Annotated in this window: 22 protein-coding genes; 12 read left to right on the top strand and 10 right to left on the bottom strand. The window is 63.5% G+C overall.

The annotated features are described in order from the left end of the window. Window positions 1-11: 11 nt before the first annotated feature. The 8 genes from O4H31_RS16265 to hisS all read right to left on the bottom strand — a co-directional run bounded on the left by O4H31_RS16265 (window position 12) and on the right by hisS (window position 8,529). Window positions 12-806: an ABC transporter ATP-binding protein gene (locus O4H31_RS16265; RefSeq protein WP_067629504.1), complete on the bottom strand. Its 795-nt coding sequence runs from the start codon at window positions 804-806 to the stop codon at window positions 12-14. 52 nt (window positions 807-858) lie between these two features. Beyond that, window positions 859-2,067 (bottom strand): ABC transporter substrate-binding protein, encoded by a 1,209-nt coding sequence (locus tag O4H31_RS16260; protein ID WP_236627389.1) that lies wholly within the window; start codon window positions 2,065-2,067, stop codon window positions 859-861. A gap of 28 nt (window positions 2,068-2,095) precedes the next feature. Beyond that, entirely contained in the window at window positions 2,096-3,166 is a 1,071-nt protein-coding gene (locus O4H31_RS16255; RefSeq protein ID WP_067938217.1) for a branched-chain amino acid ABC transporter permease, read from the bottom strand. Then, window positions 3,163-4,167 (bottom strand): branched-chain amino acid ABC transporter permease, encoded by a 1,005-nt coding sequence (locus O4H31_RS16250; RefSeq protein WP_269347478.1) that lies wholly within the window; start codon window positions 4,165-4,167, stop codon window positions 3,163-3,165. The genes O4H31_RS16255 and O4H31_RS16250 overlap by 4 nt, the downstream gene beginning before the upstream one ends. A gap of 70 nt (window positions 4,168-4,237) precedes the next feature. After that, window positions 4,238-5,053 carry an ABC transporter ATP-binding protein gene (locus O4H31_RS16245; RefSeq protein WP_067938221.1) on the bottom strand — a complete coding sequence of 272 codons (816 nt, stop codon included), beginning with the start codon at window positions 5,051-5,053 and terminating at the stop codon, window positions 4,238-4,240. Between the two features lie 211 nt (window positions 5,054-5,264). Further along, window positions 5,265-5,954 (bottom strand): ATP phosphoribosyltransferase, encoded by a 690-nt coding sequence (hisG, locus tag O4H31_RS16240; protein ID WP_067624598.1) that lies wholly within the window; start codon window positions 5,952-5,954, stop codon window positions 5,265-5,267. Beyond that, a complete protein-coding gene (locus O4H31_RS16235) occupies window positions 5,951-7,033 on the bottom strand; it encodes an ATP phosphoribosyltransferase regulatory subunit (RefSeq protein ID WP_269347473.1) in 1,083 nt (360 codons plus the stop codon). Before O4H31_RS16235 ends, hisG begins: the two co-directional genes overlap by 4 nt. Then, a complete protein-coding gene (gene hisS, locus O4H31_RS16230) occupies window positions 7,033-8,529 on the bottom strand; it encodes a histidine--tRNA ligase (protein ID WP_269347471.1) in 1,497 nt (498 codons plus the stop codon). Before hisS ends, O4H31_RS16235 begins: the two co-directional genes overlap by 1 nt. A 167-nt stretch (window positions 8,530-8,696) precedes the next feature. On the opposite strand from hisS, the gene O4H31_RS16225 reads away from it, so the two are divergent. Next, entirely contained in the window at window positions 8,697-8,891 is a 195-nt protein-coding gene (locus O4H31_RS16225) for a SlyX family protein (protein WP_093928613.1), read from the top strand. A 13-nt stretch (window positions 8,892-8,904) separates the two neighbouring features. On the opposite strand, the gene O4H31_RS16220 is transcribed toward O4H31_RS16225, so the two are convergent. Then, entirely contained in the window at window positions 8,905-9,471 is a 567-nt protein-coding gene (locus O4H31_RS16220) for a hypothetical protein (RefSeq protein WP_269347469.1), read from the bottom strand. A 95-nt stretch (window positions 9,472-9,566) separates the two neighbouring features. Beyond that, window positions 9,567-13,103: a DNA polymerase III subunit alpha gene (dnaE, locus tag O4H31_RS16215; RefSeq protein ID WP_269347467.1), complete on the bottom strand. Its 3,537-nt coding sequence runs from the start codon at window positions 13,101-13,103 to the stop codon at window positions 9,567-9,569. Window positions 13,104-13,302: 199 nt separating this feature from the next. Between dnaE and xdhA the strand changes: the two genes are divergently transcribed. The 11 genes from xdhA (at window position 13,303) to O4H31_RS16160 (ending at window position 25,732) form a co-directional block, all read left to right on the top strand. Next, window positions 13,303-14,694, top strand: coding sequence for a xanthine dehydrogenase small subunit (gene xdhA / locus O4H31_RS16210; RefSeq protein WP_269347466.1), 1,392 nt, complete (start codon window positions 13,303-13,305; stop codon window positions 14,692-14,694). Next, entirely contained in the window at window positions 14,691-17,105 is a 2,415-nt protein-coding gene (gene xdhB / locus O4H31_RS16205) for a xanthine dehydrogenase molybdopterin binding subunit (RefSeq protein WP_269347465.1), read from the top strand. Before xdhA ends, xdhB begins: the two co-directional genes overlap by 4 nt. Continuing rightward, the gene (gene xdhC / locus O4H31_RS16200; protein WP_269347463.1) at window positions 17,102-17,857 is read left to right on the top strand and encodes a xanthine dehydrogenase accessory protein XdhC; all 756 of its coding nucleotides are present in this window, start codon (window positions 17,102-17,104) and stop codon (window positions 17,855-17,857) included. The genes xdhB and xdhC overlap by 4 nt, the downstream gene beginning before the upstream one ends. Further along, a complete protein-coding gene (locus O4H31_RS16195) occupies window positions 17,854-19,371 on the top strand; it encodes an ABC transporter ATP-binding protein (RefSeq protein ID WP_269347461.1) in 1,518 nt (505 codons plus the stop codon). The genes xdhC and O4H31_RS16195 overlap by 4 nt, the downstream gene beginning before the upstream one ends. Window positions 19,372-19,413: 42 nt before the next feature. Then, the gene (locus O4H31_RS16190; RefSeq protein ID WP_269347459.1) at window positions 19,414-20,496 is read left to right on the top strand and encodes an ABC transporter permease; all 1,083 of its coding nucleotides are present in this window, start codon (window positions 19,414-19,416) and stop codon (window positions 20,494-20,496) included. Beyond that, window positions 20,496-21,416 (top strand): ABC transporter permease, encoded by a 921-nt coding sequence (locus O4H31_RS16185; RefSeq protein ID WP_269347458.1) that lies wholly within the window; start codon window positions 20,496-20,498, stop codon window positions 21,414-21,416. Before O4H31_RS16190 ends, O4H31_RS16185 begins: the two co-directional genes overlap by 1 nt. Before the next feature lie 70 nt (window positions 21,417-21,486). After that, complete coding sequence (locus O4H31_RS16180; RefSeq protein ID WP_067935771.1) at window positions 21,487-22,560, top strand: BMP family ABC transporter substrate-binding protein; 1,074 nt, start codon at window positions 21,487-21,489, stop codon at window positions 22,558-22,560. Between the two features lie 115 nt (window positions 22,561-22,675). Continuing rightward, window positions 22,676-23,293, top strand: a complete 618-nt coding sequence (locus tag O4H31_RS16175; RefSeq protein WP_269347455.1) for a glutathione S-transferase family protein — start codon at window positions 22,676-22,678, stop codon at window positions 23,291-23,293. 65 nt (window positions 23,294-23,358) lie between these two features. Then, entirely contained in the window at window positions 23,359-24,297 is a 939-nt protein-coding gene (locus O4H31_RS16170; protein ID WP_269347453.1) for an aldo/keto reductase, read from the top strand. Next, a complete protein-coding gene (locus O4H31_RS16165; protein ID WP_259982715.1) occupies window positions 24,294-24,947 on the top strand; it encodes a class I SAM-dependent methyltransferase in 654 nt (217 codons plus the stop codon). Before O4H31_RS16170 ends, O4H31_RS16165 begins: the two co-directional genes overlap by 4 nt. After that, complete coding sequence (locus O4H31_RS16160; RefSeq protein ID WP_269347450.1) at window positions 24,944-25,732, top strand: GH25 family lysozyme; 789 nt, start codon at window positions 24,944-24,946, stop codon at window positions 25,730-25,732. Before O4H31_RS16165 ends, O4H31_RS16160 begins: the two co-directional genes overlap by 4 nt. Window positions 25,733-25,765: the final 33 nt, after the last annotated feature.

The raw sequence follows: 25,765 nt of genomic DNA, 5'->3' as shown, positions 1-25,765 counted from the left end.
GGCGGACCTCCCTAGCTGAGCCAGCGTTTGCGGCGCTTGTAATGTTTCACATCGCGGAAGGATTGCCGCGCGCCGCCCTCCTCGCCCATGCCGAGGTAGAAGGACTGGATGTCCTTGTCGCCGCGCAACTTGGCAACATCCCCTTCCATGACGATCTGACCGCTCTCCATGATGTAGCCGTAGTCGGCGACCGAAAAGGCCACCCCGGCGTTTTGCTCCACCAGCAGGATCGCGGTGCCGTCCTCTTGGTTGAGCCGCTTAATCGTGTCGAAAATCTCGGCCACCACCTTGGGTGCGAGGCCGAGCGAGGGCTCATCCATCAGGATCAACTCAGGCCGCGCGATCATTGCCCGGCCAAAGGCCAGCATCTGCTGCTCCCCGCCTGAAAGATAGCCCGCGATCTGGCGGCGCCGCTCCTTCAACCGCGGGAAAAACGCATAGACCTTGTCATAGTCCGGCTTCGCCTGCCGCCGGTCCAGCGCGTAGGAGGCGGCGATCAGGTTGTCCTCCACCGTCATTTCACTGAAGATCCGCCGCCCCTCGCGCACGTGGAACAGCCCCTGCTGCACCAGACGGTCGGGCTGTATCGTCATGATCGACTGACCTTTGAAGCTGATCCGCCCCTCGCCAACCTCGCCGTTCTCCAACGCTAGCAGGTTGCTCGCCGCCTTCAGCGTCGTGGTCTTGCCCGCGCCATTGGTGCCCAAAAGCGTGACGATCTTGCCGTCTGGCACTTCCAGTGACAGCCCGCGCAGCGCTTGCACCGTATGGTGGTAGGTCACTTCGATGTTCTCGATGGTCAGCACGGGCGCGTCCTCTTTCTGGGGTTTGGGGCGCCCGCCGGACGCCCCGCGTTTATCAAACGGTGAACCAATCGGATTTCGGCGTGAACAACCCGTCCTCGGGGTTGTAGCCATAGACCCGGCCCGTCCCGATGGCGTTGTTTTCCATGCTCACCGGCCCACCGAAGAAGCCGCCAGAATCCCAGTCCGAGATCCCCGCCAGCTTCTCGGCGATGTTATCAGGCGTCAGTTCCAGCCCGGCCTCGGCGGTGTCGCGGAAGGCTTTCATGGCGATCTCCAGCCCGCACATGGTCTGGATCGCCCATGTCGACATGTAGTTCTCCAGCGGCGTGCCCGCGAACATTTGCTTGCTGAGTTCGGCGTACTGCTGATAACGCGGCGCCTCTTCGCGGTCATAGAAATAGCGGTAAGGCATGACGCCCTCATACCCGGCAAGGAACGGCCCCGCCTCGGCGGTGATGCGGTCGGCGATCAGTTTCTCCATGCCCCAGAAGGTGCCCTTGAACTTGACCGGCAGACCAAACTGCCGCGCGCCGCCAATAAGCTGCGGCCAGACGCCAGTGACATAACCCTGAAGGATGCAGTGATCCGCGCCGGACTGCGCCAGTTTCGTAACGTGCGTGGGGATATCCGCGCCTTCGGCCTTGGTGCTTTCCTCCAGCACGACTTCAAGGCCCAGTTCCTCAGCAGTCTTGCGGCCATGCTCAATGGGATCGCGGCCGAACTCGGTGTTGGAGAAGATGAAGGCGACCTTCTGCCCGCCCTCGTTCTTGATGTTCTGCAAAAGGATGTCGAACTGGCTTTGGTAGGTCGGACCCGAGAGATACTGGTAGGGATGCGTCGCAGGGTCGGCCAGTTCAGAGGCGAAAGAGGTCGATCCCATAATCCGGGCGTTCTCGCCCTTGAGCTCAGGCGCGATCAGCTTCATCGCGCCGGTGCTGTCGGCGAAATAGCCGATCATGTTCTTGCCTTCAGAGGCCAGCGCCCGCTGGTAGTTGTTGAGCGCGTTCTGCGGCACATAGCCCGAATCCTCGGTGACGAAGCGAATGGGCACCCCGGCCACCCCGCCCTCGTCATTGAAAAGCTTCGCGGCCATGGCAAAGGCAGGCGCGACCAACTGACCGGCGGTGGCAAAAGGCCCGGTGAGCGGCAGCGAGGCGCCGAGCACATACTCCTTGGGCTGGGCGCGCAGGATCATCGGCGTGCCCATGGCCGCCGTCGCAGCGGCGGTGGTGGCGAGGAAGGATCGGCGGTTCATGGTCATCTGTCTTCTCCCTGATGTGGCCTTTTGATTATCCGCGCGCAAACGGCCAACGGTTTGCGGCGCGCAGGATGCGGTCGACGATCTGGTTGATGCCCAAGGGCTCCTTGAGCAGAAACAACACCAGCAGCACGCCAAAGGCGATCTGCTGGAGGGGTGCGCGCAGTTGTCCGGCTCCGGCGCTGTCGCCGGCGAGCGCGCCGAAGAGCACCTTGATCAACTCTGGCACCATGACGACGATGATGACGCCGAAGACCGGCCCCATCGTGCGCCCCATGCCACCGATGATCAGCGCCGCCACGAGGTTGAGCGAGAGCGCCAGTTCGAACTGCTCAGGCAGGATGCGGGCGTAGAAATAGGCGAAGAGCGCCCCTGCCAGACCACAGTACGCGGCCGAAAGGGCAAAGCTCATCAACTTGTAGCGCAAGAGCGAGATGCCGAGAATCTCGGCGGAATAGTCGCGGTCGCGAATGGCGATGAAGGCGCGACCCACGCGGGTGCGGATCAAGTTCTGCGCCGCCAGCAGCGACACCAAGCCCACCGCCGCAATCAGACCGAACATCTCACGTTTGGTATCCAACTCCCAGCCCAGCAGATTGGGCACATTGGTATTGATCCCCACCATGCCGCCAGTCCAAGGGGCAAAGAGGTCTTCTTCAATCAAAAAGATCACGATGAAATTCGCCGCCAGCGTCGCCACGGCAAGGTAAAGCCCCTTGACCCGCAGGCTCGGCAGGCCGACCAACACGCCGACCGCCGCCGCCAGCGCGACGGCCAAAGGCACCGAGACGAAGGGCATCAACCCTGCCGGGATCACCCCGGCGCCGAGGTTACCGAAGATGGTCACCGCATAGGCACCGATGGCGACGAAGGCACCATGGCCCAGCGAGACCAGCCCGGTATAGCCGGTCAGGATGTTGATCCCCACCACGGCGATCAGCAGGATGCCCATCTGGCTGGCGATCAGAATGAGGTAGTCGTTGCCGAACAGAGTGAAGAGCGCCAGCGCAAGGATCGACCCGTAAACGAAGGCCTGCTTATAGCGGTTGTTCAGCACCCGCTCATCGGCGGCATAGCTGGATTTGAGATTTGCGTTGATCATATCCGCTCGACCTCTTTCTGGCCCATCAGCCCGTGCGGGCGCCAGATCAGCACCACCAGCACGGTGACGTAGGGCACGATCTCGGCCCAGCCGCCGCCCATCTGCCACTGTGTCATCGCCTCAAGCACGCCCACGACCATCGCCGCGATCAGCACGCCGATATAGCTGTCGAGCCCGCCCATCAGCACGATCGCCAGCACCGAAAAACCAAAAAGGCCAAGGCTCGGTGAAATGCCGTTGCGGGTGGCGAGGATTGCCCCCGCGATGGCCCCTGTGGTGCTGGCCAGCACCCAAGCGCGGGAGAAGACCTTGGGCACTGAAATACCCATCGAATAGGCGGTCGACTGGTCCTCGGCGGTGGCGCGGATGGCAATGCCGCCCTTGGTGAACTTCACGAAGGCGACGATGCCACCGAAAAGCAGCAGGGCCACGACCATGTTCACCAGATCAGTGCCGAAGAGGAAGATCATCGTGCCGAACGACTCAAACCGGATCGGCATGTTGGGCGCGATATAGGGCACGCTTGCCGCATCCGCCGTCCAGATCAATTGCGCCGCGCCCGACAGGATCGAGATCAGCCCCACCGTCACCATGATCATCGCAAAAATCGATTGCCCCATCAGCGGGCGCATCAATACCCGCTCGATGATCCGGCCCAGAATGGCGTTGCAGACCAGCGCCCCCGCCAGACCCAACAGAATACGCGGCAGGTTCGCCACCCAATCAAGCACCGCCGCCACCGGCGAGAACATCGGCAATTCGCCCCGCATCTCGACCATCCAGCCCGGCTGCCAAGAAGCGAGCCAAGCAGGCGCCCAGGGCTGGCCCGGCACAATCACTGCGAAGGTGAAGTAGAAATAGGCCCCGAACATGATCAGGTAACCATGGGCGAAGTTCACCACCTTGGTCGCCTTGTATACGCTGACGATCCCCACGGCGATCAGCGCGTATATCGCTCCGGCCATCAGCCCGTTGATCGCGAACTGCACGAACTGCCCCATCAAAATGCCTCCCTGTCCGGTGACCCGGAATCTTTGAAAGATTCCGGACCGATTTCTTTTAAAGAAATCGTCATGCCGCGGCCCCCAGATAGGCTTCGATCACCGCCGGGTTGTTCGAGACCTCCTCGGGCGTGCCGCTGGCGATCTGCTGGCCGAAGTTCAGCACGACGATGCGGCTGCAGATGTCCATCACCATATGCATGTCATGTTCCACCAGCAGGATCGTGGTGCCGAATTGCTCCTGCACGTCGAGGATGAACCGCGCCATGTCGGCGGTCTCTTCCCGGTTCATGCCCGCCACCGGCTCATCCAGCAGCAGCACGCGCGGGCGCATTGCCAGCGCGCGGCCCAGTTCGACCCGCTTTTGCAGACCGTAAGGCAGCATGGTGATCGGGTATTTGCGGATGTGGTCGATCTCAAGGAAATCGATGACCTGCTCTTCGATCTCGCGGCGCAGCTCCAACTCAGCCTTCTGCGCCGCGCCGAAATAGCGCAGCGCTTGCCAGACGTTGGTATTGAGCCGCGTGTGACCGCCCAGTTTGATGTTGTCGAGCACGGTCATGCCGCGAAACAGCGCGATGTTCTGGAAGGTCCGCGCCAGCCCCAGCCCTGCGCGCCTATCGGGGCTGAGCGTGGTGATATCCTGCCCGTCAAAGGACACACGCCCCCGGTCGGGCTTGTAAAACCCTGATATCGCATTAAAAAGCGAGGTCTTGCCCGCGCCGTTGGGGCCAATGACACCGGTGATCTCTCCGGCCCCGGCTTCGAAATTCACCCCCTGCAGCGCCTTGATGCCGCCAAAGGACAGATGCAAATCCTCAATCTTCAGCAATCGCCCACTCCCATGCGGCGACGGCTGCGGCCCCTCGCGAGGGGCGCGTGACATCCGATCATCGACGGATCCTCCCTATGTCCCGATCCCTGCCCCTTTTGGCGGAGCTTGTGGTATCGGCCTGTTGACCCTTTCACCCTATCCGAAGCGCGCTATCCCGCAAGTCTCTTGATAGGTCACAGGGCGACAGGCGCCCGAGCCAGAGAGGCTCGGGAGGTGCAATCATATGGAAGGGAAGAGAAAAACCCCTGGCTATGACGCTACGTCAGGTCAATTGCGCGATCAGAGTTTTCAGCGCTTTGCGGCTGTGATCCTCTAGGGGTGCCATGCGCGACCGCCAGAGTGTGGCCTGCGATTGCAGGATCAAACCGTCGCTGAGGATCTTGAGGTGATTGGCGCGCAGGGTCTCTCCGCTGGAGGTGATATCGGCAATCGCCTCGGCGGTTTCATTCAGCACCGTGCCTTCGGTCGCGCCCTGGCTGTCGACCAGCGCGTAATCGGCCACACCGTGTGTGCGCAGGAATTCCCGCACCAACCGGTGGTATTTCGTGGCGATGCGCAGGCGGAAGCCATGTTCAGCACGGAAGGCCGCCGCGGCGGCATCCAGATCATCCAGCGTATCGACATCGACCCAAGCCTGCGGCACCGCGATGATCAGGTCGGCATGGCCAAAGTTCAATTCCTCCAGCGGCTCGACCAGTTGATCCCAGAGCGCCAGCTTCTCTTGCACCAGATCGGTGCCGGTCACGCCCAAATGGATCCGCCCCGCCGACAGTTCGCGCGGAATTTCTCCGGCAGAAAGCAGCACCAGAGAGACATCCTCGATACCTTCGACCTTGCCCGCATATTCGCGGTCGGACCCGGTGCGCTGCAAGCTCACGCCGCGCGCGCCGAACCATTCAAAGGTCTTTTCCATCAGCCGCCCTTTGGACGGCACGCCAAGTTTCAGCGTCATTGCCCGGCCCCCAGTTCCAGCATCAGGCCGGGGCGCATCACACCGCCCACCGCCGGGATTTCATCGCCCTGCCCCAACCGCCGGGTCAGCGCGTCATAGCGCCCGCCGCTGGCGATGCTGGGCAGATCGGGCCGCGAGGCCGCGCGGAAGGCAAAGACGAAACCGTCGTAATATTCCATCGAAGACCGACCATGGCTGGCCTCGAACAGCAGCGCGTCGGTGTCGATCCCACGGGCGCGCATCGCATCGGCGCGGGCCGCAACGCGGGCCACGGCATCGCCGATGGCGGGCATGTCGACGGCCAGATCGCGCAGGCGGCTCAGCGCGTTCGGTAGGGTTTCTTTGACCTCCAACAGCGCCTCAAACAGATCGACTTGCTGCGCGGAAATCGGCGCGGTCTTGGCATCCTCGCGCAGCGCTGCCACGCGGGCTTCGATCTCTGCTTGTGAGCGCAGTCCGACCATGGGTGCCGAAATCTCGGCCTCTGCCTTGGCCAACAACGCTTTGCGTCCGGCAGGCACAGGGCTGCGCCCCGCATAGCGGTCCAGCAGCGCGCGAAAGCGGCGCGGGCGCCAGATGTGCCGCATCAATGCCTGTTTGCGCGCGGGCGAGGTATCAAGCCCCTGCACCGCCGCCATCAGCACACCGATATCCCCCGTCACCGGGCGCACCGGCAGCCCCTGCATCGCCTCAGCGATCAGGGCGAAAACCTCGGCATCTGCCGCCGCCGGGTCGGCGCGGTCGAAGACCTCGAAACCCACCTGAATGTATTCATTGGCACGGTTCGGGTCGTGTTCCTGACGGCGGAAAACCTCGCCGGAATAGGTATAGCGCGCGGGCTCGGCCCCATGGGCCATGTGCATCTGCACCACCGGCACCGTAAAATCGGGGCGCAGCATCTGCTCGCCACGCAGCGCGTCCGAGGTGACATAGGCGCGCGCGCGGATATCCTCGCCGTAGAGGTCCAGCAGCGTGTCGGCCGGTTGCAGGATCGGCGGCTCGACGAGCACAGCGCCCTGCGCGTCGAAAATCGCGCGTAGCGACGCGGCCCGCGCCAGCGTTTCAGAACGTGTCGGCATCAACTCGCCCGATCCAGAATATCGCGGACCGCTTTGATCAGATCAGCACGGGGCACCTCATATTGGTTGGGGCGCTCTTTCCACTCATCATGGCTGGCCTCCTGCGCAAGCTGCGCGCCCAGCACCATGTCCTTGATCTGCACCACACCGCGCGCCTGTTCGTCGCCGCCTTCGATGACGACGACCGGGCTTTGCCGCTTGTCGGCGTATTTCATCTGGTTGCCGAAGTTCTTTGGGTTGCCCAGATAGACCTCCGCCCGGATGCCCGCCTGCCGCAGTTCCGCGACCATTGCTTGATAATCGGCCATGCGGTCCCGGTCCATCACCGTGACGACGACGGGGCCTGTCGCTTCGGCCTCAAGCCGCCCTTTGGCGGCCAGCGCGGCGAGCAGACGGTCGACACCGATGGAGACGCCGGTTGCTGGCACTTCCTGCCCGGTGAAGCGTTTCACCAGATCGTCGTAGCGCCCACCGCCCGCGACCGATCCGAAGTTCCGCGCGCGGCCTTTTTCGTCTTTGATCTCAAAGGTCAGCTCGGCCTCGAACACCGGACCGGTGTAATAGCCGAGGCCGCGCACCACCGACGGATCAATTTCCACCCGGTCAGGGCCATAGCCACCCGCCGCCAGAAGGTCAGAGATCAACTCAAGCTCATCCACACCCTGCACACCGACATCGGAGCCCGCGACCAACTCGCGCAGCCGCGCCACAGTCTCGGCCCCGCTGTCACGCTTGGCCTGCATGAAGCCCATGACCACATCGGCCTGCGCATCTGCCAACCCGGCACCCTTGGTGAAATCGCCGCTGTCGTCTTTGCGGCCCTCTCCCAGCAGAGCGCGCACGCCCTCTGCGCCGAGGCGGTCCAACTTGTCGATGGCGCGCAGCACGATGGCGCGCTCGGTGTCCTTGTCGTCTCCGGCAAGGCCCGCAACCTCCAGCGCACCGTTCAGCACCTTGCGATTGTTCACCCGCACCACATAGTCGCCGCGCGCAATCCCGACCTCTTCCAGACAATCGGCCAGCATCGCGCAAATCTCGGCATCCGCCGCCACTGATGGCGCGCCTACGGTATCCGCATCGCACTGATAAAACTGACGAAACCGCCCCGGCCCCGGCTTTTCATTGCGCCAAACCGGCCCCATCGCATAGCGGCGATAGGGCATCGGCAGATCGTTGCGGTGCTGGGCATAGACCCGCGCCAAGGGCGCTGTCAGATCATAGCGCAGCGCCAGCCAATCGCCGGGCTTGTCGCCTTCGGAATCTTCCTGCCACGCAAAAACGCCTTCGTTCGGGCGGTCCACATCGGGGAGAAATTTGCCAAGCGCCTCGACCGTCTCCACGCCCGAGCTTTCCAGTGCGTCGAACCCATAACGGTGGTAAACTGCGGCGATCTTGCTGAGCATCTCGGCCCGATGGGTCACCTCAGTCCCGAAATAATCGCGGAACCCCTTCGGGGTCTGCGCCTTGGGACGGGGGGTTTTCTTGGGCTTTGCCATGGCAAGGATCCTCGGTGCATCAATTGGCCTCGCGTCTAGCCCAAGCCCCCCGCAAGAGCAAGCAACGCTGCGTGTTGCCCCTGTCTTGTGCCGCCCGCCCATGCTAAATCGCGCAAAAAGGACGCGCCCCTATGCCAGAACAAACCCCAGATCAAACCGCAGAACGAATTAACCAACTCGAAGAGCAGATCGCCCATCTGACCCGCGCGGTCGATGATATGTCAGAGATCGTCACCCGTCAGGAGGATGAAATCGTCACCCTGAACCGCCGCGTGCATATGTTGATGCAGCGCGAGGGGGAGCGGGATGCCTCAGGAGGTGGCGCGGTGCTTTTGGGCGACGAACGGCCACCGCATTACTGAGCCGCGGCGCCGCTCAGTTCGCTGATTTCATTGCCACGGCGGCCACGGCCCCGTCATGCACCAGCACCTCAGACCAACGTGCGGTTTGGCCCAAACGCTCATAAGCGCTGACGAAAAACGCCGTTTTGTCGAGGGTGCCAATCCGCTTGCCACAGGGTTTGCCCTTGCCCACGCCACAGACACTGGCCTTGATCGCCTCATAGGCCGCGTCGGTCTCAGCGATGGGCAGGTTTTCCCCACCCAGGCCATAATGCAACTGCTCATAGACCGAGGGCGTGCCGAACATGACATTGGCCGCCGTCAACTGGCGCGCGCAGTCATCCGCAAAACCGGTGATGTAAAAACTGCGCGGTCCCGCGCTGCCGGGTTGCGAATCGAACAGCCGATAGCCCCGCGCCGCAGGTTCTTCGACCATCTTGCCCAAATCTTGCTCTCGCACATCACAGACACGGGCGACCTCGCCAAAGGGCAAAGCGGTACCAAAGCCGATCTCCGCAACCTGAGGCGCCGGCGCGGAGGGCGTCATGCCGCAGGCCGAAGGAAGCGCTGCCATGATCAAAAGGCCGATGCGTCGTTTCATGCTTTGCTCCCCGTTGCTTATCAGGCAGTTAGCGCAGCCACCGCTTGCCGTCCACTGACGGGCGGAAAAAGGGCGGATCTGCGCGAGGGGCGAGGTCAGATTTCCTCGACCTCCATCACCCCGTCGAGCGAGCGGATCGCGCCCTTGATCTGCGGCGTCACCGGAAACTCGCGCCCCAGATCAACCTCGACCTCGCCGGGCAGGCTTGGGTCCATCAGGCAGAACTGCACCGGCCCCTTCCCCGCCGCCTTGACCGCTTGGCGCGCGCCATCAAGCACATCGGCCACCGATTGAATGGCCCCCGGCCCGTCGATGAAAACGCGCAGCCCCATGCTGCCCGCATCCGCCACCGCCGCGTCGATCGGGCCGATGCCGCGTGCCAAGAGCTTTAACTGGTCGCTTTCCATCGTCGCCTCGACAGTGACGACGACCTTGGACCCGACCTCCAGATGATCGCGCGACGCCTCCAGCACGTCGGAGAAGATCGTCACCTCGTAGCCGCCTGTGGTGTCCGACAGCTGGGCAAAGGCAAAGCGGTTGCCCCGCGCCGACTTGCGCTCCTGACGGCCTGCCACGACGCCCGCGAGCCGCGCGTTCATCGCGCCCCGGGTCGAGACTTTTTCGTTGAGCTCGTCGAGCGTCAGGAAAGGCAAACCGGTCTCCCGCGCCCATTTGCGTTTCAAGGGCGGCATGTAGTCGTCCAGCGGATGGCCCGAGAGGTAGAAGCCGACAGCCTTGAATTCTTCGGCCAACCGCTCCGCCGATTGCCAGTCATCGCAGGGCAGCATCCGCGGTTCGGGCAGATCATCGCCCGCCTCACCAAAGAGCGACACCTGACTGCTGGCTTTCTGCTCATGGATCGCCGCGGAGTAGCTCACCAGCCCGTCGAGCGATTGGAACACCCGCCGCCGGTTGCTGTCGAGCTGGTCAAAAGCGCCCGAGCGCACCAGCATCTCAAGTGGGCGCTTGCCCACGCGCTTGAGGTCCACCCGGCGGGCGAGGTCAAAGAGCGTGGCAAAGGGCTTGTCGACGCCGTCGACCTTGCGCCCCTCGGTCACAAGCCGCATCGCCTCGAGCCCGACGTTCTTCAGCGCGCCAAGCGCATAGACCAGCGCGCCATCGACCACTTTGAAGGTCGCATCCGAGCGGTTCACACAAGGCGGCACCCAAGGCAGTTCCAGCCGTTTGCGCACTTCCTCGAAGTAGACCGCTAGCTTGTCAGTCAGGTGGATGTCGCAGTTCATCACCCCGGCCATGAACTCGACCGGGTGGTTCGCTTTCAGCCAAGCCGTCTGGTAGGAGACCACCGCATAGGCCGCCGCGTGGGACTTGTTGAAACCGTAGTTGGCGAATTTCTCCAGAAGGTCGAAGACCTCCGCCGCCTTCTTCTTGTCGACGCCATTGGCCATCGCGCCCTTTTCGAACTTGGGGCGTTCCTTGGCCATTTCCTCGGCGATTTTCTTACCCATGGCGCGGCGCAACAGGTCCGCGCCGCCAAGCGAGTAGCCCGCCATAACCTGCGCGATCTGCATCACCTGTTCTTGGTAAACGATAATGCCTTGGGTCTCTTCAAGGATGTAGTCGATCGACGGGTGCACGGATTCCAGCTCGCGCTGGCCGTTCTTGACCTCGCAATAGACCGGAATGTTCTCCATCGGGCCGGGACGGTAGAGCGCCACGAGGGCCACGATGTCCTCGATACAGGTCGGCTTCATACGCTTGAGCGCATCCATCATACCGCTGGATTCCACCTGGAAGACCGCGACCGTCTTGGCGCTGGAGTAAAGCTTGTAGGTCGCTTTATCGTCGAGCGGGATCGTGGCCACGTCATCCACGTGCCCCTCTGGCGGCTCATAGATCTGGCGCCCATCCGCGGCGAGGTGCAAATGCCGCCCGCCCGCTTTGATCTGATCAAGCGCGTTTTGGATGACGGTGAGGGTCTTCAGACCCAGAAAGTCGAATTTCACCAGCCCGGCCTGTTCGACCCATTTCATGTTGAACTGCGTCGCCGGCATGTCCGAGCGCGGGTCCTGATAGAGCGGCACCAGATGGTCCAGCGGCCGGTCGCCGATGACCACACCCGCCGCGTGGGTCGAGGCGTTCCTGAGCAGCCCTTCGACCTGCTGGCCATAGGTCAGCAAGCGGTCCACGACTTCCTCGTTCTTAGCCTCCTCGCGCAAGCGCGGCTCATCCGCCAGCGCCTTTTCGATGGAGACGGGTTTCACCCCCTCCACCGGGATCATCTTCGACAGGCGATCGACCTGCCCATAGGGCATCTGCAAGACGCGCCCGATGTCGCGCACCGCCGCCTTGGACAAAAGCGCACCGAAGGTGATGATCTGCCCCACCTTGTCGCGGCCATATTTCTCTTGCACGTAGCGGATCACCTCTTCGCGGCGGTCCATGCAAAAGTCGATGTCGAAGTCGGGCATCGAGACCCGCTCGGGGTTGAGGAAACGCTCGAACAGCAGCGAATAGCGCAGTGGGTCAAGGTCGGTGATGGTCAGCGCATAGGCCACGAGTGACCCCGCCCCCGAACCCCGCCCCGGCCCCACCGGAATGTCATTGTCCTTGGCCCATTGAATGAAGTCGGCAACGATCAGAAAGTAGCCGGGGAACCCCATGCCTTCGATGATGCCCAGCTCGAAATCGAGTCGCTTTTGGTATTCCTCCACGCTCACCGCATGCGGGATCACTGCCAAACGCGCCTGTAGCCCCTCGTTGGCCATACGGCGCAGCTCAGCGACCTCATCATCGGCAAACTTGGGCAGGATCGGGTCGCGGCGGTAGGCCATAAAGGCGCAGCGCTTGGCGATCTCGACCGTGTTGCTCAGCGCTTCGGGCAAATCGGCGAAAAGCGTCGCCATCTCGGCTTGCGACTTGAAGTAATGCTGCGCGGTGAGGCGGCGGCGCGGCTGGCTTTGGTCAACATAGGCACCCTCGGCGATGCAGATCAGCGCGTCATGGGCCTCGTACATATCCGGTTTCGGGAAATAGACATCGTTGGTCGCGACCAGCGGGATATCCATCGCATAGGCCATCTCGATAAAGCCGCGCTCGGTCAGACGCTCGGGCTCGGGCTGGCCGCCATCTTCGGGGTGGCGCTGCAACTCAACATAAAGCCGGTCGCCAAAGGCACTCTGCAGCCGCGCCATCAACGCCTCTGCCGCCGGGCGCTGGCCGCCTTGCAAAAGCATCCCCACCGGCCCCAACGGGCCACCCGTCAGGCAGATGAGATCGGCGCTCAGCGCCTCAAGCTCCGCCAGCGTCACCTCGGCCACCGCGCCGCCCTTGTCGAGGTAGAGGCAAGAGTTCAGCTTCATCAGGTTTTCATAGCCCAATTCGCTTTGCGCCAGCAGGACCACCGGCGCAGGCGGGCGCGGTTTCTCACCCGGCTGCACCTCGACATAGGCCACATCGACCTGACAGCCGATGATCGGCTGCACGCCGGCGCCCGCCATGGCGACCGAGAACTCGAGGGCGGCGAACATGTTGTTGGTATCGGTCAGCGCCAGCGCGGGCATGCCCGCATCGCGGCACATGCCGGGCAGCTTTTTCAACCGCAGCGCGCCCTCCAGCAAGGAATACTCGGAGTGGCTACGCAGGTGAATGAATCGGGGATCATTGGACATGGCGCATTTTTACGCCACCCACCCCAGAGGCACCAGCACCGGATCGCACCCAGCGCATTTTCCGCCCAAGGTATTTTTTCTTGCCAAAACGCCCCCCGCCCCGCTAGCCTGACCTCTACCTCGCCCGCGCCCGGTTCTACGCCGCATCGAACCCCGCGCAATGATATGGGCCACTTTGTACCGCGGCGGATGAGAACCAATGGACATCACTTTTCTTCTCAATGGAGAAGTCGTGTCACTCTCCAACGTGTCCCCGACTACCACCCTGCTTGACTGGCTGCGCGAAGAACGCGGGCTGACCGGGACAAAAGAGGGCTGCAACGAGGGCGACTGCGGAGCCTGTTCGGTAATGATCACCGATGAAAACGGCAGTCGCGCGCTCAATGGCTGTATCCTCTTCCTCCCGCAGGTGAACGGCAAAGCCGTCACCACCGTCGAGGGCATGGCGAGCGCCGATGGCACGCTGCATCCGGTGCAGGAGACCATGGTCGAACACCACGGCAGCCAGTGCGGGTTCTGCACGCCGGGCTTCGTCGTCTCGATGGCCACGGCGCATCTTAATGGGGCGACGGATCATGACGTGCAACTGGCAGGCAACCTCTGCCGATGCACCGGCTACGCGCCGATCATCCGCGCGGCCAAAGCCGCCGAAGGCGCGCCGGTGCCAGAACATCTGCGCAGCCTCAAGGACAAGTTGGCGCAGGACATCCCAGCCCCCGCCAAAGCCAAAGGCGCGCCGCATGTGCAGCCCGAAAGCAGCGACGAACTCGCCGCTTGGTATCTCGACAATCCCGATGCCACGCTGATCGCCGGAGCAACGGACGTGGGTCTTTGGGTCACCAAAGGCTTCCGCGATCTTGGCGCCGTGGCCTTCCTCAACCGCTGCGCCGATCTACGCGGGATTACCGAGGATGAAACCGGCCTGCGGATCGGTGCGATGACCACGCTGACCGAGGTGGAGGCAAAACTTGCCCCCCTGCACCCCAGCTTGGGCACCATGCTGCGCCGCTATGGCTCGACGCAGGTGCGCAACGCGGCGACGCTGGGCGGCAATATCGCCAATGGCTCACCGATCGGTGACGGCCCGCCCGCGCTGATCGCGCTTGGGGCGACCCTGCACCTGCGTCGCGGCGACGCGCGGCGCGAATTGCCGCTAGAGGATTTCTTTCTTGACTACGGCAAACAAGACCGCGCGCCGGGCGAATTCGTCGAAGCCATCACCGTGCCGCGCCAGCACGACACGCTGCGCTGCTACAAACTGTCGAAACGTTTCGATCAAGACATTTCGGCGGTTTGCGGCTGTATCTCGATTACTGGCAATGGCACCGAAATCCTCACCGCGCGCATCGCCTTTGGCGGCATGGCGGCAACACCGAAACGCGCTGCTGCGGCTGAGGCGGCGCTCGTCGGCCAACCGTGGAGCGAAGACACCATCCGCAAGGCGATGGAGGCGATGGCACAAGACTTCACCCCACTGTCGGACATGCGCGCCTCTGCCAGCTACCGGATGGAGGCGGCGCAAAACATGCTGCTGCGCTATTTCCATGACGCCAACGGTCAAGCCACCAACCTGCAGGAGGTCTCGGCATGAGCGTTGCAAAGCCCCTTCCCCATGACGCCGCGATGCTCCATGTCACCGGTGCCGCGCGCTATGTCGACGACATCCCCACCCCGCGCGGCACGCTGCATCTGGCCTTTGGCCTCAGCCCCGTCGCGGCGGGCGAGTTGACTGGTCTGGTCCTCGACGCCGTGCGGTCTGCGCCCGGCGTGGTCAAAGTGCTGACCGCCGATGATCTCGTCCATGACTGCGACACCTCACCGTCGAACCATGACGAGCCGCTTTTGGCGACGGGCGAAATCCATTTCGCGGGCCAACCGCTTTATCTGGTTGTGGCCACCAGTCATCTCGCTGCCCGCCGTGCCGCACAACTGGGCAAGCCGCAGATCACCCCGCGCGATCCGATCCTGACCGTCGAGCAGGCGCTCGCCGCCGACAGCCGGTTCGAAGACGGCCCGCGCATCTACCAAAAAGGCGACGCCGAGGCCGCGCTCTCCAAGGCCAGCCGCCGCCTTTCGGGCCAGATTGAGATGGGCGGGCAGGAGCATTTCTACCTCGAAGGTCAGGCCGCCATGGCGCTGCCGCAGGACAACGGCGACATGCTGGTGCATTCCTCGACCCAGCACCCGACCGAAATTCAGCATAAAGTAGCCCATGCCATCGGCCGCCCGATGCATGCCGTGCGGGTTGAGACGCGGCGCATGGGCGGCGGTTTCGGTGGCAAGGAAAGCCAAGGCAACGCGCTGGCGATTGCCTGTTCTGTCGCCGCGTCTCTGACCGGCAAACCCTGCAAAATGCGCTATGACCGCGATGACGATATGATCATCACCGGCAAACGGCATGATTTCCGCATCAGCTACGATGTCGGCTTCGACGAGGCGGGCCGGATCACCGCGCTCGACGTCACGCATTACACCCGCTGCGGCTGGTCGATGGACCTGTCGCTGCCCGTCGCTGACCGCGCCATGCTGCACGCCGACAATGCTTACCACTTACACGACATCCGCATCACCTCGCACCGCTTGCGCACCAATACCGCCAGCGCCACGGCGTTTCGCGGTTTCGGCGGCCCGCAGGGGATCGTCGGCATTGAGCGCGTGATGGACCATATCGCCCAAGAGCTGGGCCTCGACCCGCTCGCCGTGCGCCGCGCCAACTACTACGCCGACAATGCCCACCGCCCGACCGAGGTGGAGAACACCGGCACCGCGATCGACAACCGCACCCCGCCGGATGCGGACGCCGATCTATCGTCACGCGGTGCGCCTCCTGTGCCGACGGGCAAACCCGCAATCCCGGCCACGCCACCCGATGTGCAGACCACGCCCTACCAACAGCCGGTGACCGATTGCATTATCAACGCGCTGACCGACCGACTGGTCGAAAGCGCCGACTATGACGCCCGCCGCGCGGCAATCGCCGAGTGGAATACGCAAAACCCGCTGCTAAAACGCGGCATCGCCATCACCCCAGTGAAATTCGGCATCTCCTTCACGCTTACCCACCTCAACCAAGCGGGCGCGCTGGTGCATGTCTATCAGGATGGCTCAATCCACCTGAACCACGGCGGCACCGAGATGGGGCAAGGGCTGTTCCAAAAGGTCGCGCAGGTCGCGGCTTCGCGCTTCGGCGTCTCGCCGGAACTGGTCAAGATCACCGCCACCGACACTGCCAAAGTGCCCAATACCTCGGCCACGGCGGCCTCTTCGGGCTCTGACCTCAACGGCATGGCCGCGCAGAACGCCTGCGACACGATCCGCGACCGTATGGCCGCGCATCTGGCCGAACGCTACCAGACCACGCCCGATCAGGTGCAGTTCACCGACGGCATGGTGCAGATCGGGGGCGAAGAGATCACCTTTGCCGCCGCCGCCGCTTCGGCCTATGAAAACCGCGTCAGCCTTTCGGCCACGGGATTCTACAAGACGCCCGACATCGAATGGGACCGCATCGCCGGACGCGGGCGGCCGTTCTACTACTTCGCCTATGGTGCCGCCTGCACCGAAGTGGTGATCGACACGCTGACCGGCGAAAACCGCATTCTGCGCACTGACATCCTGCATGACGCGGGCGCCTCGCTGAACCCGGCGCTGGACATCGGCCAGATTGAGGGCGGATACGTGCAAGGCGCGGGCTGGCTCACGACCGAGGAACTGGTCTGGGACGAAACCGGCACCCTGCGCACCCACGCGCCATCGACCTACAAGATCCCCGCCTGCTCCGACCGGCCGCCCGTCTTCAACGTGACGCTCTGGGACCAACCCAACCCGGCGCAGACGGTCTACCGCTCCAAAGCCGTGGGCGAGCCGCCCTTCATGCTCGGCATCTCGGCCTTCATGGCGCTGTCGCATGCGGTCTCGGCCTGCGGCGACAGCTACGGCGACCTGCAAGCCCCCGGCACCGCCGAGGCCGTCCTTGCCGCCGTGGGACGGGCGCGGAAATGACCGCGATCTTCGTCGAGATCACCGCCACGCGCGGCTCGGCCCCGCGCGATGCGGGCACGGCGATGAAGGTTTCGCCCGACAGCATCGACGGCACCATCGGCGGCGGGGCGCTGGAACATCAGGCGATTGCACATGCTCGCAAAATGTTAGCCAACGGGCGGCTTGAGGACACGCAGACCGTGCCGCTCGGCCCCGGCCTAGGACAATGTTGTGGCGGCGCGGTGAGCCTGCGCTACACAACCTCGCCGCGCCCATTGGACGGGGCCACCCCACTGCCACTGCCGAATGTGCAGAGCGACACGCCCCTTTGGCTCTGGGGCGCGGGGCACGTTGGCCGCGCAGTGGTGGCCGCCTGCCCGCCCCGGGCCTTTGCCATCACATGGATCGACAGCGCCCGCGACCGCTTCCCCGCCGAGATTCCGACCCATGTCACCGCCACCCCCGCCGCCGACATGCCGCGCCTTGCCGCCCACGCGCCGCGCGACGCGCATCACCTGATCTTCACCTATTCCCATGACATCGACCTCGCCCTCTGCGCTGCCCTGCTTAAACGCGGGGCAGAGAGCGTCGGCCTGATCGGCTCTGACACAAAAAAGTCACGGTTTTCCCGCCGCTTGCGCGACATGGGGCTGGATCCCTCTGGCATCATCTGCCCTATTGGCGATAAGTCGCTGGGCAAGCTGCCCGCCCAGATTGCACATGGTGCGTTGATCTCCCTCATCGCCCGGACCCAGACAAAGGTTTCCGCATGACTGACAAACTTCTCGACCTCTCTGGGTTGACCAAGGCCTACCCCGGCGTTGTCGCGAACGATGACGTGTCCCTGCGGATCGCCCCGGGCGAGGTTCACGCCCTGCTGGGCGAGAATGGCGCGGGCAAGTCTACGCTGGTCAAAATGATCTACGGGCTGGTCAAACCTGACGCGGGCCAGATGCAGATGCGGGGCGAGAACTTTGCCCCCGCAGACCCCCATGCCGCACGGCAGGCGGGCGTCGGCATGGTGTTTCAACACTTTTCGCTTTTCGATGCGCTCAGCGTGGCGGAGAACATCGCCCTCGGCATGGAAAACCCGCCGCGGATGCGTGAACTCAGCCAGCAAATCCGCGATGTGTCGGACACCTACGGCCTGCCGCTGGCCCCGGACCGTATCGTCGGCGATCTGTCGGCGGGGGAACGTCAGCGGGTTGAGATCATCCGTTGCCTGCTGCAGGATCCCAAACTGCTGATCATGGACGAGCCGACATCGGTCCTGACACCGCAAGAAGTTGAAATCCTTTTCAAAACCCTGCGCAAACTCAGCGCAGAGGGCACCGCGATCCTTTATATTTCGCACAAGCTCGAAGAAATCCGCAGCCTGTGCGACAGCGCGACGATCCTGCGGTTGGGCAAGGTCGTCGGCCATTGCACCCCGCGCGAGACCTCGGCGCGCGATATGGCAGAGATGATGGTCGGCAGCGCGCTGAAAACACCCACGCGCGACAGCAAAGAGCCGGGCGAAGTGACGCTGACGCTCAACAAACTCTCGGCGCGGTCGGCCCATGCTTTCGGCATGCCGCTGCGCGAGATTTCGGTCGAGGTGCGACGCGGTGAGGTGCTGGGCATCGGCGGCGTTGCGGGCAATGGGCAGGACGAATTGCTCAACGCGCTCTCGGGCGAAACACTGGTCGGGGCGGGCATGATTACCTTTGACGGGCGCGACATCGGCCTTCTTGGCCCCACCGCCCGCCGCGCGCTTGGCGTCTTGACGGCCCCCGAAGAACGGCTCGGCCACGCCGCCGTGCCGGACATGTCGCTGACGGAAAACGCCATGCTCACCGGTGCCGCCCGCGAAGGGTTGGAGCGGGGCGGTATGCTCGACTGGGGCAAGGCGCGCAGCTTTGCCGAGAAGATCATCAAGACATTCGACGTGCGCACCCCCGGCCCCGGCAATGCGGCGCGGTCGCTATCGGGTGGGAACTTGCAGAAATTCGTTATCGGACGCGAAGTGCTGCAACGGCCTGAGCTTTTGGTGGTGAACCAGCCGACTTGGGGCGTCGATGCCTCTGCCGCCGCCGCGATCCGGCAGGCACTTTTGGACCTCGCCTCCGGCGGCACCGCCGTGATCGTCATCAGCCAAGACCTAGACGAGTTGATGGAGATTTCCGACAATTTCGCCGCGCTAAACGAAGGCCGCCTGTCGTCAACACGCCCCGCGCAGGGGCTGACTGTCGAAGAGATTGGCCTGATGATGGGCGGCGCGCATGGCATGGAGGTGGCGCATGTTTGACACAGCCTCCGTATCTTTCACTCTGACCATTGGGGGTGATCTGTGATCCGCCTTGAAAAGCGCCCGCAGCCCAGCCGGGCCCTCTCGCTGTCGACGCCTATCATGGCGGTGCTGGCCACTTTCATCTTCGGCGGGCTCTTGTTCGCCGTGCTGGGCAAAGACCCGGTAGAGGCGCTGCAAACGATTTTTTGGCAGCCACTGTTCGGCGAATATGCCTTTTACTACCGCCCGCAACTGCTGATCAAAGGCGCGCCCTTGGTGCTGATCGCCATCGGTCTGAGCCTTGGGTTCAAAGCGGGCATCTGGAACATCGGGGCCGAGGGGCAGTACATCATGGGCGCCATCTTTGGCGCAGCTGTAGGGCTGGCGTTCTACCCTGCGGAGGGCTGGTATATCTTCCCGCTGATGGTGCTCGCGGGGGCCTTGGGCGGTTGGGCGTGGGCGATGATCCCGGCCCTTTTGAAGGTGCGTTTTGGCACGAATGAAATCCTTGTCTCGCTGATGCTGGTCTATGTGGCCGAGCAATTCCTTGCTTCTATGTCATTGGGTTTGCTGAAAAACCCCGAGGGCTACGGCTTCCCCGGCTCGCGCAACCTGCAACAATACGCTTCTGCCCATAACGCCGAGTTGTTCGCCGGGTCAGGCATGCATTGGGGCGTGGTCGCGGCGCTGATCGCGGTGATATTCGCCTACGTCCTACTCGCCAAACACCGCCTTGGCTTTGCCATCCGCGTGACAGGCGAAGCCCCCCGCGCCGCACGTTTCTCGGGCGTGAACCCGGCGCGGCTGGTGCTGTTTTGCCTCGGCACCTCTGGCCTGCTCGCCGGGCTTGCGGGGATGTTCGAAGTCTCCGGCCCCTCCGGTCAGATCACTATCGACTTCAACGTAGGTTATGGGTTCACCGCGATCATCGTGGCCTTCCTTGGCCGTCTGCACCCCATCGGCATTCTGCTCGCGGGCGGGCTGATGGCGCTGACGTATATTGGCGGGGACATCGCGCAGTCGAACCTCGGCCTGCCCGCCGCTGCGATCCAAGTGTTCCAAGGGATGCTCCTGTTCTTCCTGCTCGCGTTGGACGTTTTCACACATTACCGGCTGCGCCTTGGCGCGGCGGAGGCTGCCTGATGGATCTCTCTGCAATCAACCCGCTTTTGTTCGTCGCAGGCTTCCTCGTCGCCGCGACGCCGCTGATCTTCGCCGCCATCGGCGAATTGGTGGTCGAGAAATCCGGCGTGCTGAACCTCGGCGTCGAGGGGATGATGATCACCGGCGCAATCTGCGGCTTTGCCACGGCGGTCGAGACCGGATCGCCGCTCTTGGGTTTCGCCGCCGCCGCCGCGGGCGGTGCTGTGCTCAGCCTGCTCTTCGCCTTTCTGACGCAGGTGGCGCTCGCCAATCAGGTCGCCTCAGGCCTATCACTCACCCTTTTTGGCCTCGGCCTCTCGGCGTTGATCGGCCAAAGCTACGTCGGGATCAAACCGCCCCGGCTTGGCGATATCGACTTCGGCCCGCTGGCGGAAATCCCCGTGATCGGGCCAGTCCTCTTCACCCATGACATCATCCTTTACCTTGGCATCGCGCTGGTCGCCGGGGTCTGGGCGGTGCTGAAATTCACCCGCGCCGGGCTGATCCTGCGCGCCGTGGGCGAAAGCCACGACGCGGCCCATGCGCTTGGCTACAAGGTCAAACGCATCCGCACTGCCGCGATCCTTTTCGGCGGGGCCTGCGCGGGCTTGGGCGGGGCCTACATCAGCCTGATCCGCGTGCCGCAATGGACCGAAGGCATGACCGCCGGGATCGGCTGGATCGCCCTTGCCCTCGTCGTCTTCGCCTCGTGGAAACCATGGCGCGCGCTGCTGGGTGCCTATCTTTTCGGCGGCATCACCCAGTTGCAGTTGAACTTGCAAGGCGCGGGCGTTGCCATTCCTGTAGAGTATCTGGCAATGTCGCCGTATATCATCACCATCATCGTTCTGGTGGTGCTGTCGGCGGACAAAAGCGCCGCGCCGGCCTCACTGGGCCGAACCTTCCACGCCTCGAACTAGGGGCATCACGTCACGCGGCATCGCCCGCACATCAAGCCCCGGCAAGGGGCACGTAAACAGGGGAAACCTCATGAAACTATCAACCCTTATGACCAGCGCGGCACTTGCGCTCGGCCTTGCTTCGGGCGCTGTAGCCCAAGACAAGACCAAGGTCGGCTTTGTCTTTGTTGGCCCCGTGGGCGACGGCGGCTGGACCTATGAGCACAACCAAGGCCGCTTGGCCGTCGAAGAAGAGTTCGGCGATAAGGTCGAGACCGTTTTCGTCGAAAGCGTTGCCGAAGGCCCGGACTCTGAGCGCGTAATGACGCAAATGGCGCTCGACGGTGCCGACCTGATCTTCACCACCTCCTTTGGCTACATGGACCCCACCATCAACGTCGCCAAGAAATTCCCCGATGTGAAGTTCGAGCACGCCACCGGCTACAAACGCGCTGATAACGTCTCGACCTACTCTGCGCGTTTCTACGAAGGCCGCGCTATTCAGGGTCACATCGCGGGCTCGATGACCGAAAGCAACATCATCGGCTACATCGGTTCTTTCCCGATCCCGGAAGTGATCCGCGGCATCAACTCTGCCTATATCCACGCCAAGAAAGTAAACCCCGACGTTCAGTTCAAAATCGTCTGGGCCTACACATGGTTTGACCCGGCCAAAGAAGCCGACGCCGCCAAGGTTCTGATCGAACAGGGCGCTGACGTGGTCCTTCAGCACACCGATTCCACAGCTCCCCAGGCGGCAGCACAGGAAGCGGGCAACGTGATCACCTTCGGTCAAGCCTCCGACATGGCGCAATACGGCCCCAAGCCGCGCGTTTCCTCCATCATTGACGACTGGGCACCCTACTACATCGAGCGCGTCAAAGCGGTCATGGATGGCACATGGGAATCCACCGACACATGGGACGGCATCGGGCCGGGCATGGTCGGCATTGGCGAGATCTCTGACGCCGTTCCCGCCGACGTGAAAGCCGAAGCGCTGGAAATGAAAGACAAGATCGCATCGGGCGAATACCACCCCTTCACCGGGCCGATCAACAAGCAGGACGGCTCCGCGTGGCTGGCCGAGGGCGAGACCGCCGATGACGGCACGCTCGCGGGCATGAACTTCTATGTCGAAGGCATCGAAGGCACCATCCCGCAGTAAGCCGAATCGGCTCACCGTTGACAGGGGCGTGCGGGCAACCGTGCGCCCCTTTTCCATTGCGGCCCGCGCCGGGGTTGCTAGGCTCGCCCTTCCCTCTTTGTGAAAGGCGCTTGCCATGATCACCGTGCACCACCTCAACCGCTCCCGCTCGCAGCGCATCCTTTGGCTGCTGGAGGAGTTGGATCAGCCCTATGATATCATCCGCTACCAGCGCGATGCCAAAACCAACCTCGCCCCGCCCGAATTGAAACTGGTGCACCCTCTGGGCAAGTCCCCGATGATTGAGATTGATGGCCAGTTGGTTGTCGAAAGCGCTGCCATTGTCGATCTGCTCTGCACCCGCTTCGCGCCCGAGATGATCCCCGAACGCGATACGCCCGCCTTCCTGCGCCATATGGAGCTGATGCATTTCGCCGAAGGCTCTGCCATGACGCCGATCCTGCTCAACCTCTATGTCTCGCGCTTGGGCGATGCCGCAGCCCCTCTGCACCCGCGCATCAGTTCCGAATTGGACAACCACTACAGCTATATGAACAGCCTCGTGCGGGCCTCCGGCCACTTCGTGCAAGATACGCTGTCGGCAGCCGACATCATGCTGAGCTTCCCCGCCGAGGTTGCCATGCGCCAAGGCCGCGCCGCGGATTACCCCGCCCTCAAAGGCTTCGTCGAGATGATCCAAAACCGCCCCGCCTACCAGCGCGCCCTGGAAAAGGGCGAGCCGCAGGACGGCTAGCGCCCCACCGCCTGCCCCGCGCCAAGCCCATTGCGCGCGGGCAGCGCCCATGCCACCAATCGTGCATGAACCAGATGCTCTCCAGCCTTGACGGCACCCCCGCCAGCCGCCTTGCCTTCGGCACCATGCAGTTCGGTGGTCGCGCTGATGCGACGGCCTCGCGCGCGATGTTCGACGCCTGTGTCGAGGCGGGGATCACCCATTTCGACACGGCGCATGTCTATACCGAGGGGGCCTCTGAAACGCTGCTGGGCCAATTCGTGCAGGAGCGCCGCGACAGCCTGATCGTAGCCACCAAAGCCGCCTATACCGGCGGCGCAGGGCGCGCCAATATCCTCGCCTCAGCCGAGATGTCGCGCCAGCGAATGCAGCTTGATACGCTCGACGTGCTCTACCTGCACCGTTTCGACCCCGAGACACCGCTGACCGAAAGCTTCGCTGCGCTGGCCGAGTTGAAAGAGCAGGGCCATATCCGTCAGGTAGGCCTGTCGAATTTCGCGGCATGGCAGGTCGTCAAAGCGGCCCATATCGCCGCCGACTTCGGCTTGGAGATCGCCGTGATCCAGCCGATGTACAACCTCGTTAAACGTCAGGCCGAGGTCGAGATTCTGCCCATGGCCCACGACCTCGAAATCCTCGTCGCCCCCTACTCCCCTCTGGGCGGCGGCTTGCTGACCGGGAAATACGCCACCGGGGGCACAGGCCGCCTGAGCGAAGATGAGCGCTATGCCGCCCGCTACGGTCAAGAAGCAATGCACGGCGCCGCAGCCGGACTGGCCGCTCTCGCCCGCGATCTGGGCACTCATCCTGCAACCCTCGCTGTGGCGTGGGCCGCAGCCCACCCCACGCGGCCGACGCCGATCATCTCTGCCCGCTCTTTGGCGCAGCTTGAACCCTCGCTCGCGGCGCTGACCTATCAGATGACGCCGCAGACCTACGCCGCGATTGCAGCCCTCTCGCCCACGCCCCCGCCCGCCACCGATCGGCTGGAAGAACAGACATGACCCGCCTGCCGCCCAGTGCCAGCGTCGCCGAGGCTGCCGGCGGCGACCGGCTCTTCGCACCCGCCGCCGCGCGCAACCTCGACGCGCTCTGCGATCTGCTGGCGGATCACGCGCCACCAACAGGCCGCGCGCTGGAGATTGCCAGTGGCACCGGGCAACATGTCCTGGGCTTCGCCAGACGCCTCCCCGGTCTCACATGGCACCCCAGCGACATCGACACCGCCCGCCGCGCCAGCATCAACGCCTACGCAGCCGAGGCCGCCTTGCCCAATATCGCCTCCCCCCTTCCGCTCGACGCCACCAGCCCCGGCTGGGCAGCCGAGCATGGCCCCTTCGACCTGATCATGCTGGCCAACCTCCTGCACCTGATCCCGACCGAAGCCACCCAATGCCTCATCACCGAGGCTGCCGCCGCCCTTGCCCCCGGCGGCAAGCTCATCCTCTACGGCCCGTTCAAACGCGCAGGCCAAACCACCTCTCCCGGCGACACCCGCTTTGACGCCGAACTGCGCGCCGCAGACCCAATGATCGGCTACAAAGACAACCTCGACATGGCCCGCTGGCTCAGCGATGCTGGCCTCAGCCCCATCGACGAAGTGGCCATGCCCGCCAACAATCTCGCCTTTATCGCAGGAAACCCCAGCCCATGATGCTTCGCCGTGCCTTGATCCTGTCGCTTCTGGCCCTCGCCGCCTGCGGCCGCCCCGGCAGCCCGCCTCCCGCCGATCCCGGCACGCTCTTCCCGGCGCGGTTCAGCGACAGTGACCCGGTGGACTTCAACGGTCGCAATCCGCAATCCTTCCCCGTCCACGGGATCGACGTGGCCCGTTTTCAGAACAACATCGACTGGAACACCGCCCGCAGAAACGGTGTGAACTTCGCCTTCATCAAAGCCACTGAAGGCGGCGACCTCAAAGACATTAACTTCGATACCCATTGGCAAGGCGCAGGCCAAGCCGCTGTCAAACGCGGCGCCTACCACTTCTACTACTTCTGCACCTCGCCCGAGGATCAGGCCCGTTGGTTCATCCGCAACGTGCCGCGCACCCCCGGCATGCTGCCCCCGGTGCTCGACATGGAATGGAATCCGTTTTCCCCCACCTGCGCCCACATCCGGCCCCCAGCATCAGAGGTCCGCGACCAAATGCGCCGCTGGCTAGCCGTGGTAGAGCGACACTACGGCCAACGCCCGATCATTTACACAACGCCAAAATTCTACCGCGAAAATGGCCTATCTGGCTTTAACGGCTATGACTTCTGGCTGCGCACCACCGCCAAGACCCCCGCCGAGGCCTACCCCGGCCAAACTTGGCGCTTCTGGCAATACAGCGCCACCGGCATCGTCCCCGGCATCGGCGGTGACGTAGACCTCAACGCCTTCTCCGGCAGCAGCGCCCAATGGCAAAACTGGGTCGCCACCCGCGCCGCACGCTAAAGCCAAAGGGGGGCGCACCTCCCCCCTTTCATC

It is taken from the genome of Sulfitobacter dubius (assembly GCF_027214245.1).
Taxonomy (GTDB): domain Bacteria; phylum Pseudomonadota; class Alphaproteobacteria; order Rhodobacterales; family Rhodobacteraceae; genus Sulfitobacter; species Sulfitobacter dubius_A.
The sequence above is the reverse complement of the archived record's forward strand: the minus strand, read 5'-3'. Positions and strand labels throughout refer to the sequence as shown.

Excerpts from the sequence above, each read along its gene's own strand:
- O4H31_RS16260 (WP_236627389.1), bottom strand. The coding sequence starts at position 2,067 with ATGACCATGAACCGCCGATCCTTCCTCGCCACCACCGCCGCTGCGACG.
- O4H31_RS16255 (WP_067938217.1), bottom strand. The coding sequence starts at position 3,166 with ATGATCAACGCAAATCTCAAATCCAGCTATGCCGCCGATGAGCGGGTG.
- O4H31_RS16250 (WP_269347478.1), bottom strand. The coding sequence starts at position 4,167 with ATGGGGCAGTTCGTGCAGTTCGCGATCAACGGGCTGATGGCCGGAGCG.
- O4H31_RS16245 (WP_067938221.1), bottom strand. The coding sequence starts at position 5,053 with ATGTCACGCGCCCCTCGCGAGGGGCCGCAGCCGTCGCCGCATGGGAGT.
- hisG (WP_067624598.1), bottom strand. The coding sequence starts at position 5,954 with ATGACGCTGAAACTTGGCGTGCCGTCCAAAGGGCGGCTGATGGAAAAG.
- O4H31_RS16235 (WP_269347473.1), bottom strand. The coding sequence starts at position 7,033 with ATGCCGACACGTTCTGAAACGCTGGCGCGGGCCGCGTCGCTACGCGCG.
- hisS (WP_269347471.1), bottom strand. The coding sequence starts at position 8,529 with ATGGCAAAGCCCAAGAAAACCCCCCGTCCCAAGGCGCAGACCCCGAAG.
- O4H31_RS16220 (WP_269347469.1), bottom strand. The coding sequence starts at position 9,471 with ATGAAACGACGCATCGGCCTTTTGATCATGGCAGCGCTTCCTTCGGCC.
- dnaE (WP_269347467.1), bottom strand. The coding sequence starts at position 13,103 with ATGTCCAATGATCCCCGATTCATTCACCTGCGTAGCCACTCCGAGTAT.
- xdhA (WP_269347466.1), top strand. The coding sequence starts at position 13,303 with ATGGACATCACTTTTCTTCTCAATGGAGAAGTCGTGTCACTCTCCAAC.
- xdhB (WP_269347465.1), top strand. The coding sequence starts at position 14,691 with ATGAGCGTTGCAAAGCCCCTTCCCCATGACGCCGCGATGCTCCATGTC.
- xdhC (WP_269347463.1), top strand. The coding sequence starts at position 17,102 with ATGACCGCGATCTTCGTCGAGATCACCGCCACGCGCGGCTCGGCCCCG.
- O4H31_RS16195 (WP_269347461.1), top strand. The coding sequence starts at position 17,854 with ATGACTGACAAACTTCTCGACCTCTCTGGGTTGACCAAGGCCTACCCC.
- O4H31_RS16185 (WP_269347458.1), top strand. The coding sequence starts at position 20,496 with ATGGATCTCTCTGCAATCAACCCGCTTTTGTTCGTCGCAGGCTTCCTC.
- O4H31_RS16180 (WP_067935771.1), top strand. The coding sequence starts at position 21,487 with ATGAAACTATCAACCCTTATGACCAGCGCGGCACTTGCGCTCGGCCTT.
- O4H31_RS16175 (WP_269347455.1), top strand. The coding sequence starts at position 22,676 with ATGATCACCGTGCACCACCTCAACCGCTCCCGCTCGCAGCGCATCCTT.
- O4H31_RS16170 (WP_269347453.1), top strand. The coding sequence starts at position 23,359 with ATGAACCAGATGCTCTCCAGCCTTGACGGCACCCCCGCCAGCCGCCTT.
- O4H31_RS16165 (WP_259982715.1), top strand. The coding sequence starts at position 24,294 with ATGACCCGCCTGCCGCCCAGTGCCAGCGTCGCCGAGGCTGCCGGCGGC.
- O4H31_RS16160 (WP_269347450.1), top strand. The coding sequence starts at position 24,944 with ATGATGCTTCGCCGTGCCTTGATCCTGTCGCTTCTGGCCCTCGCCGCC.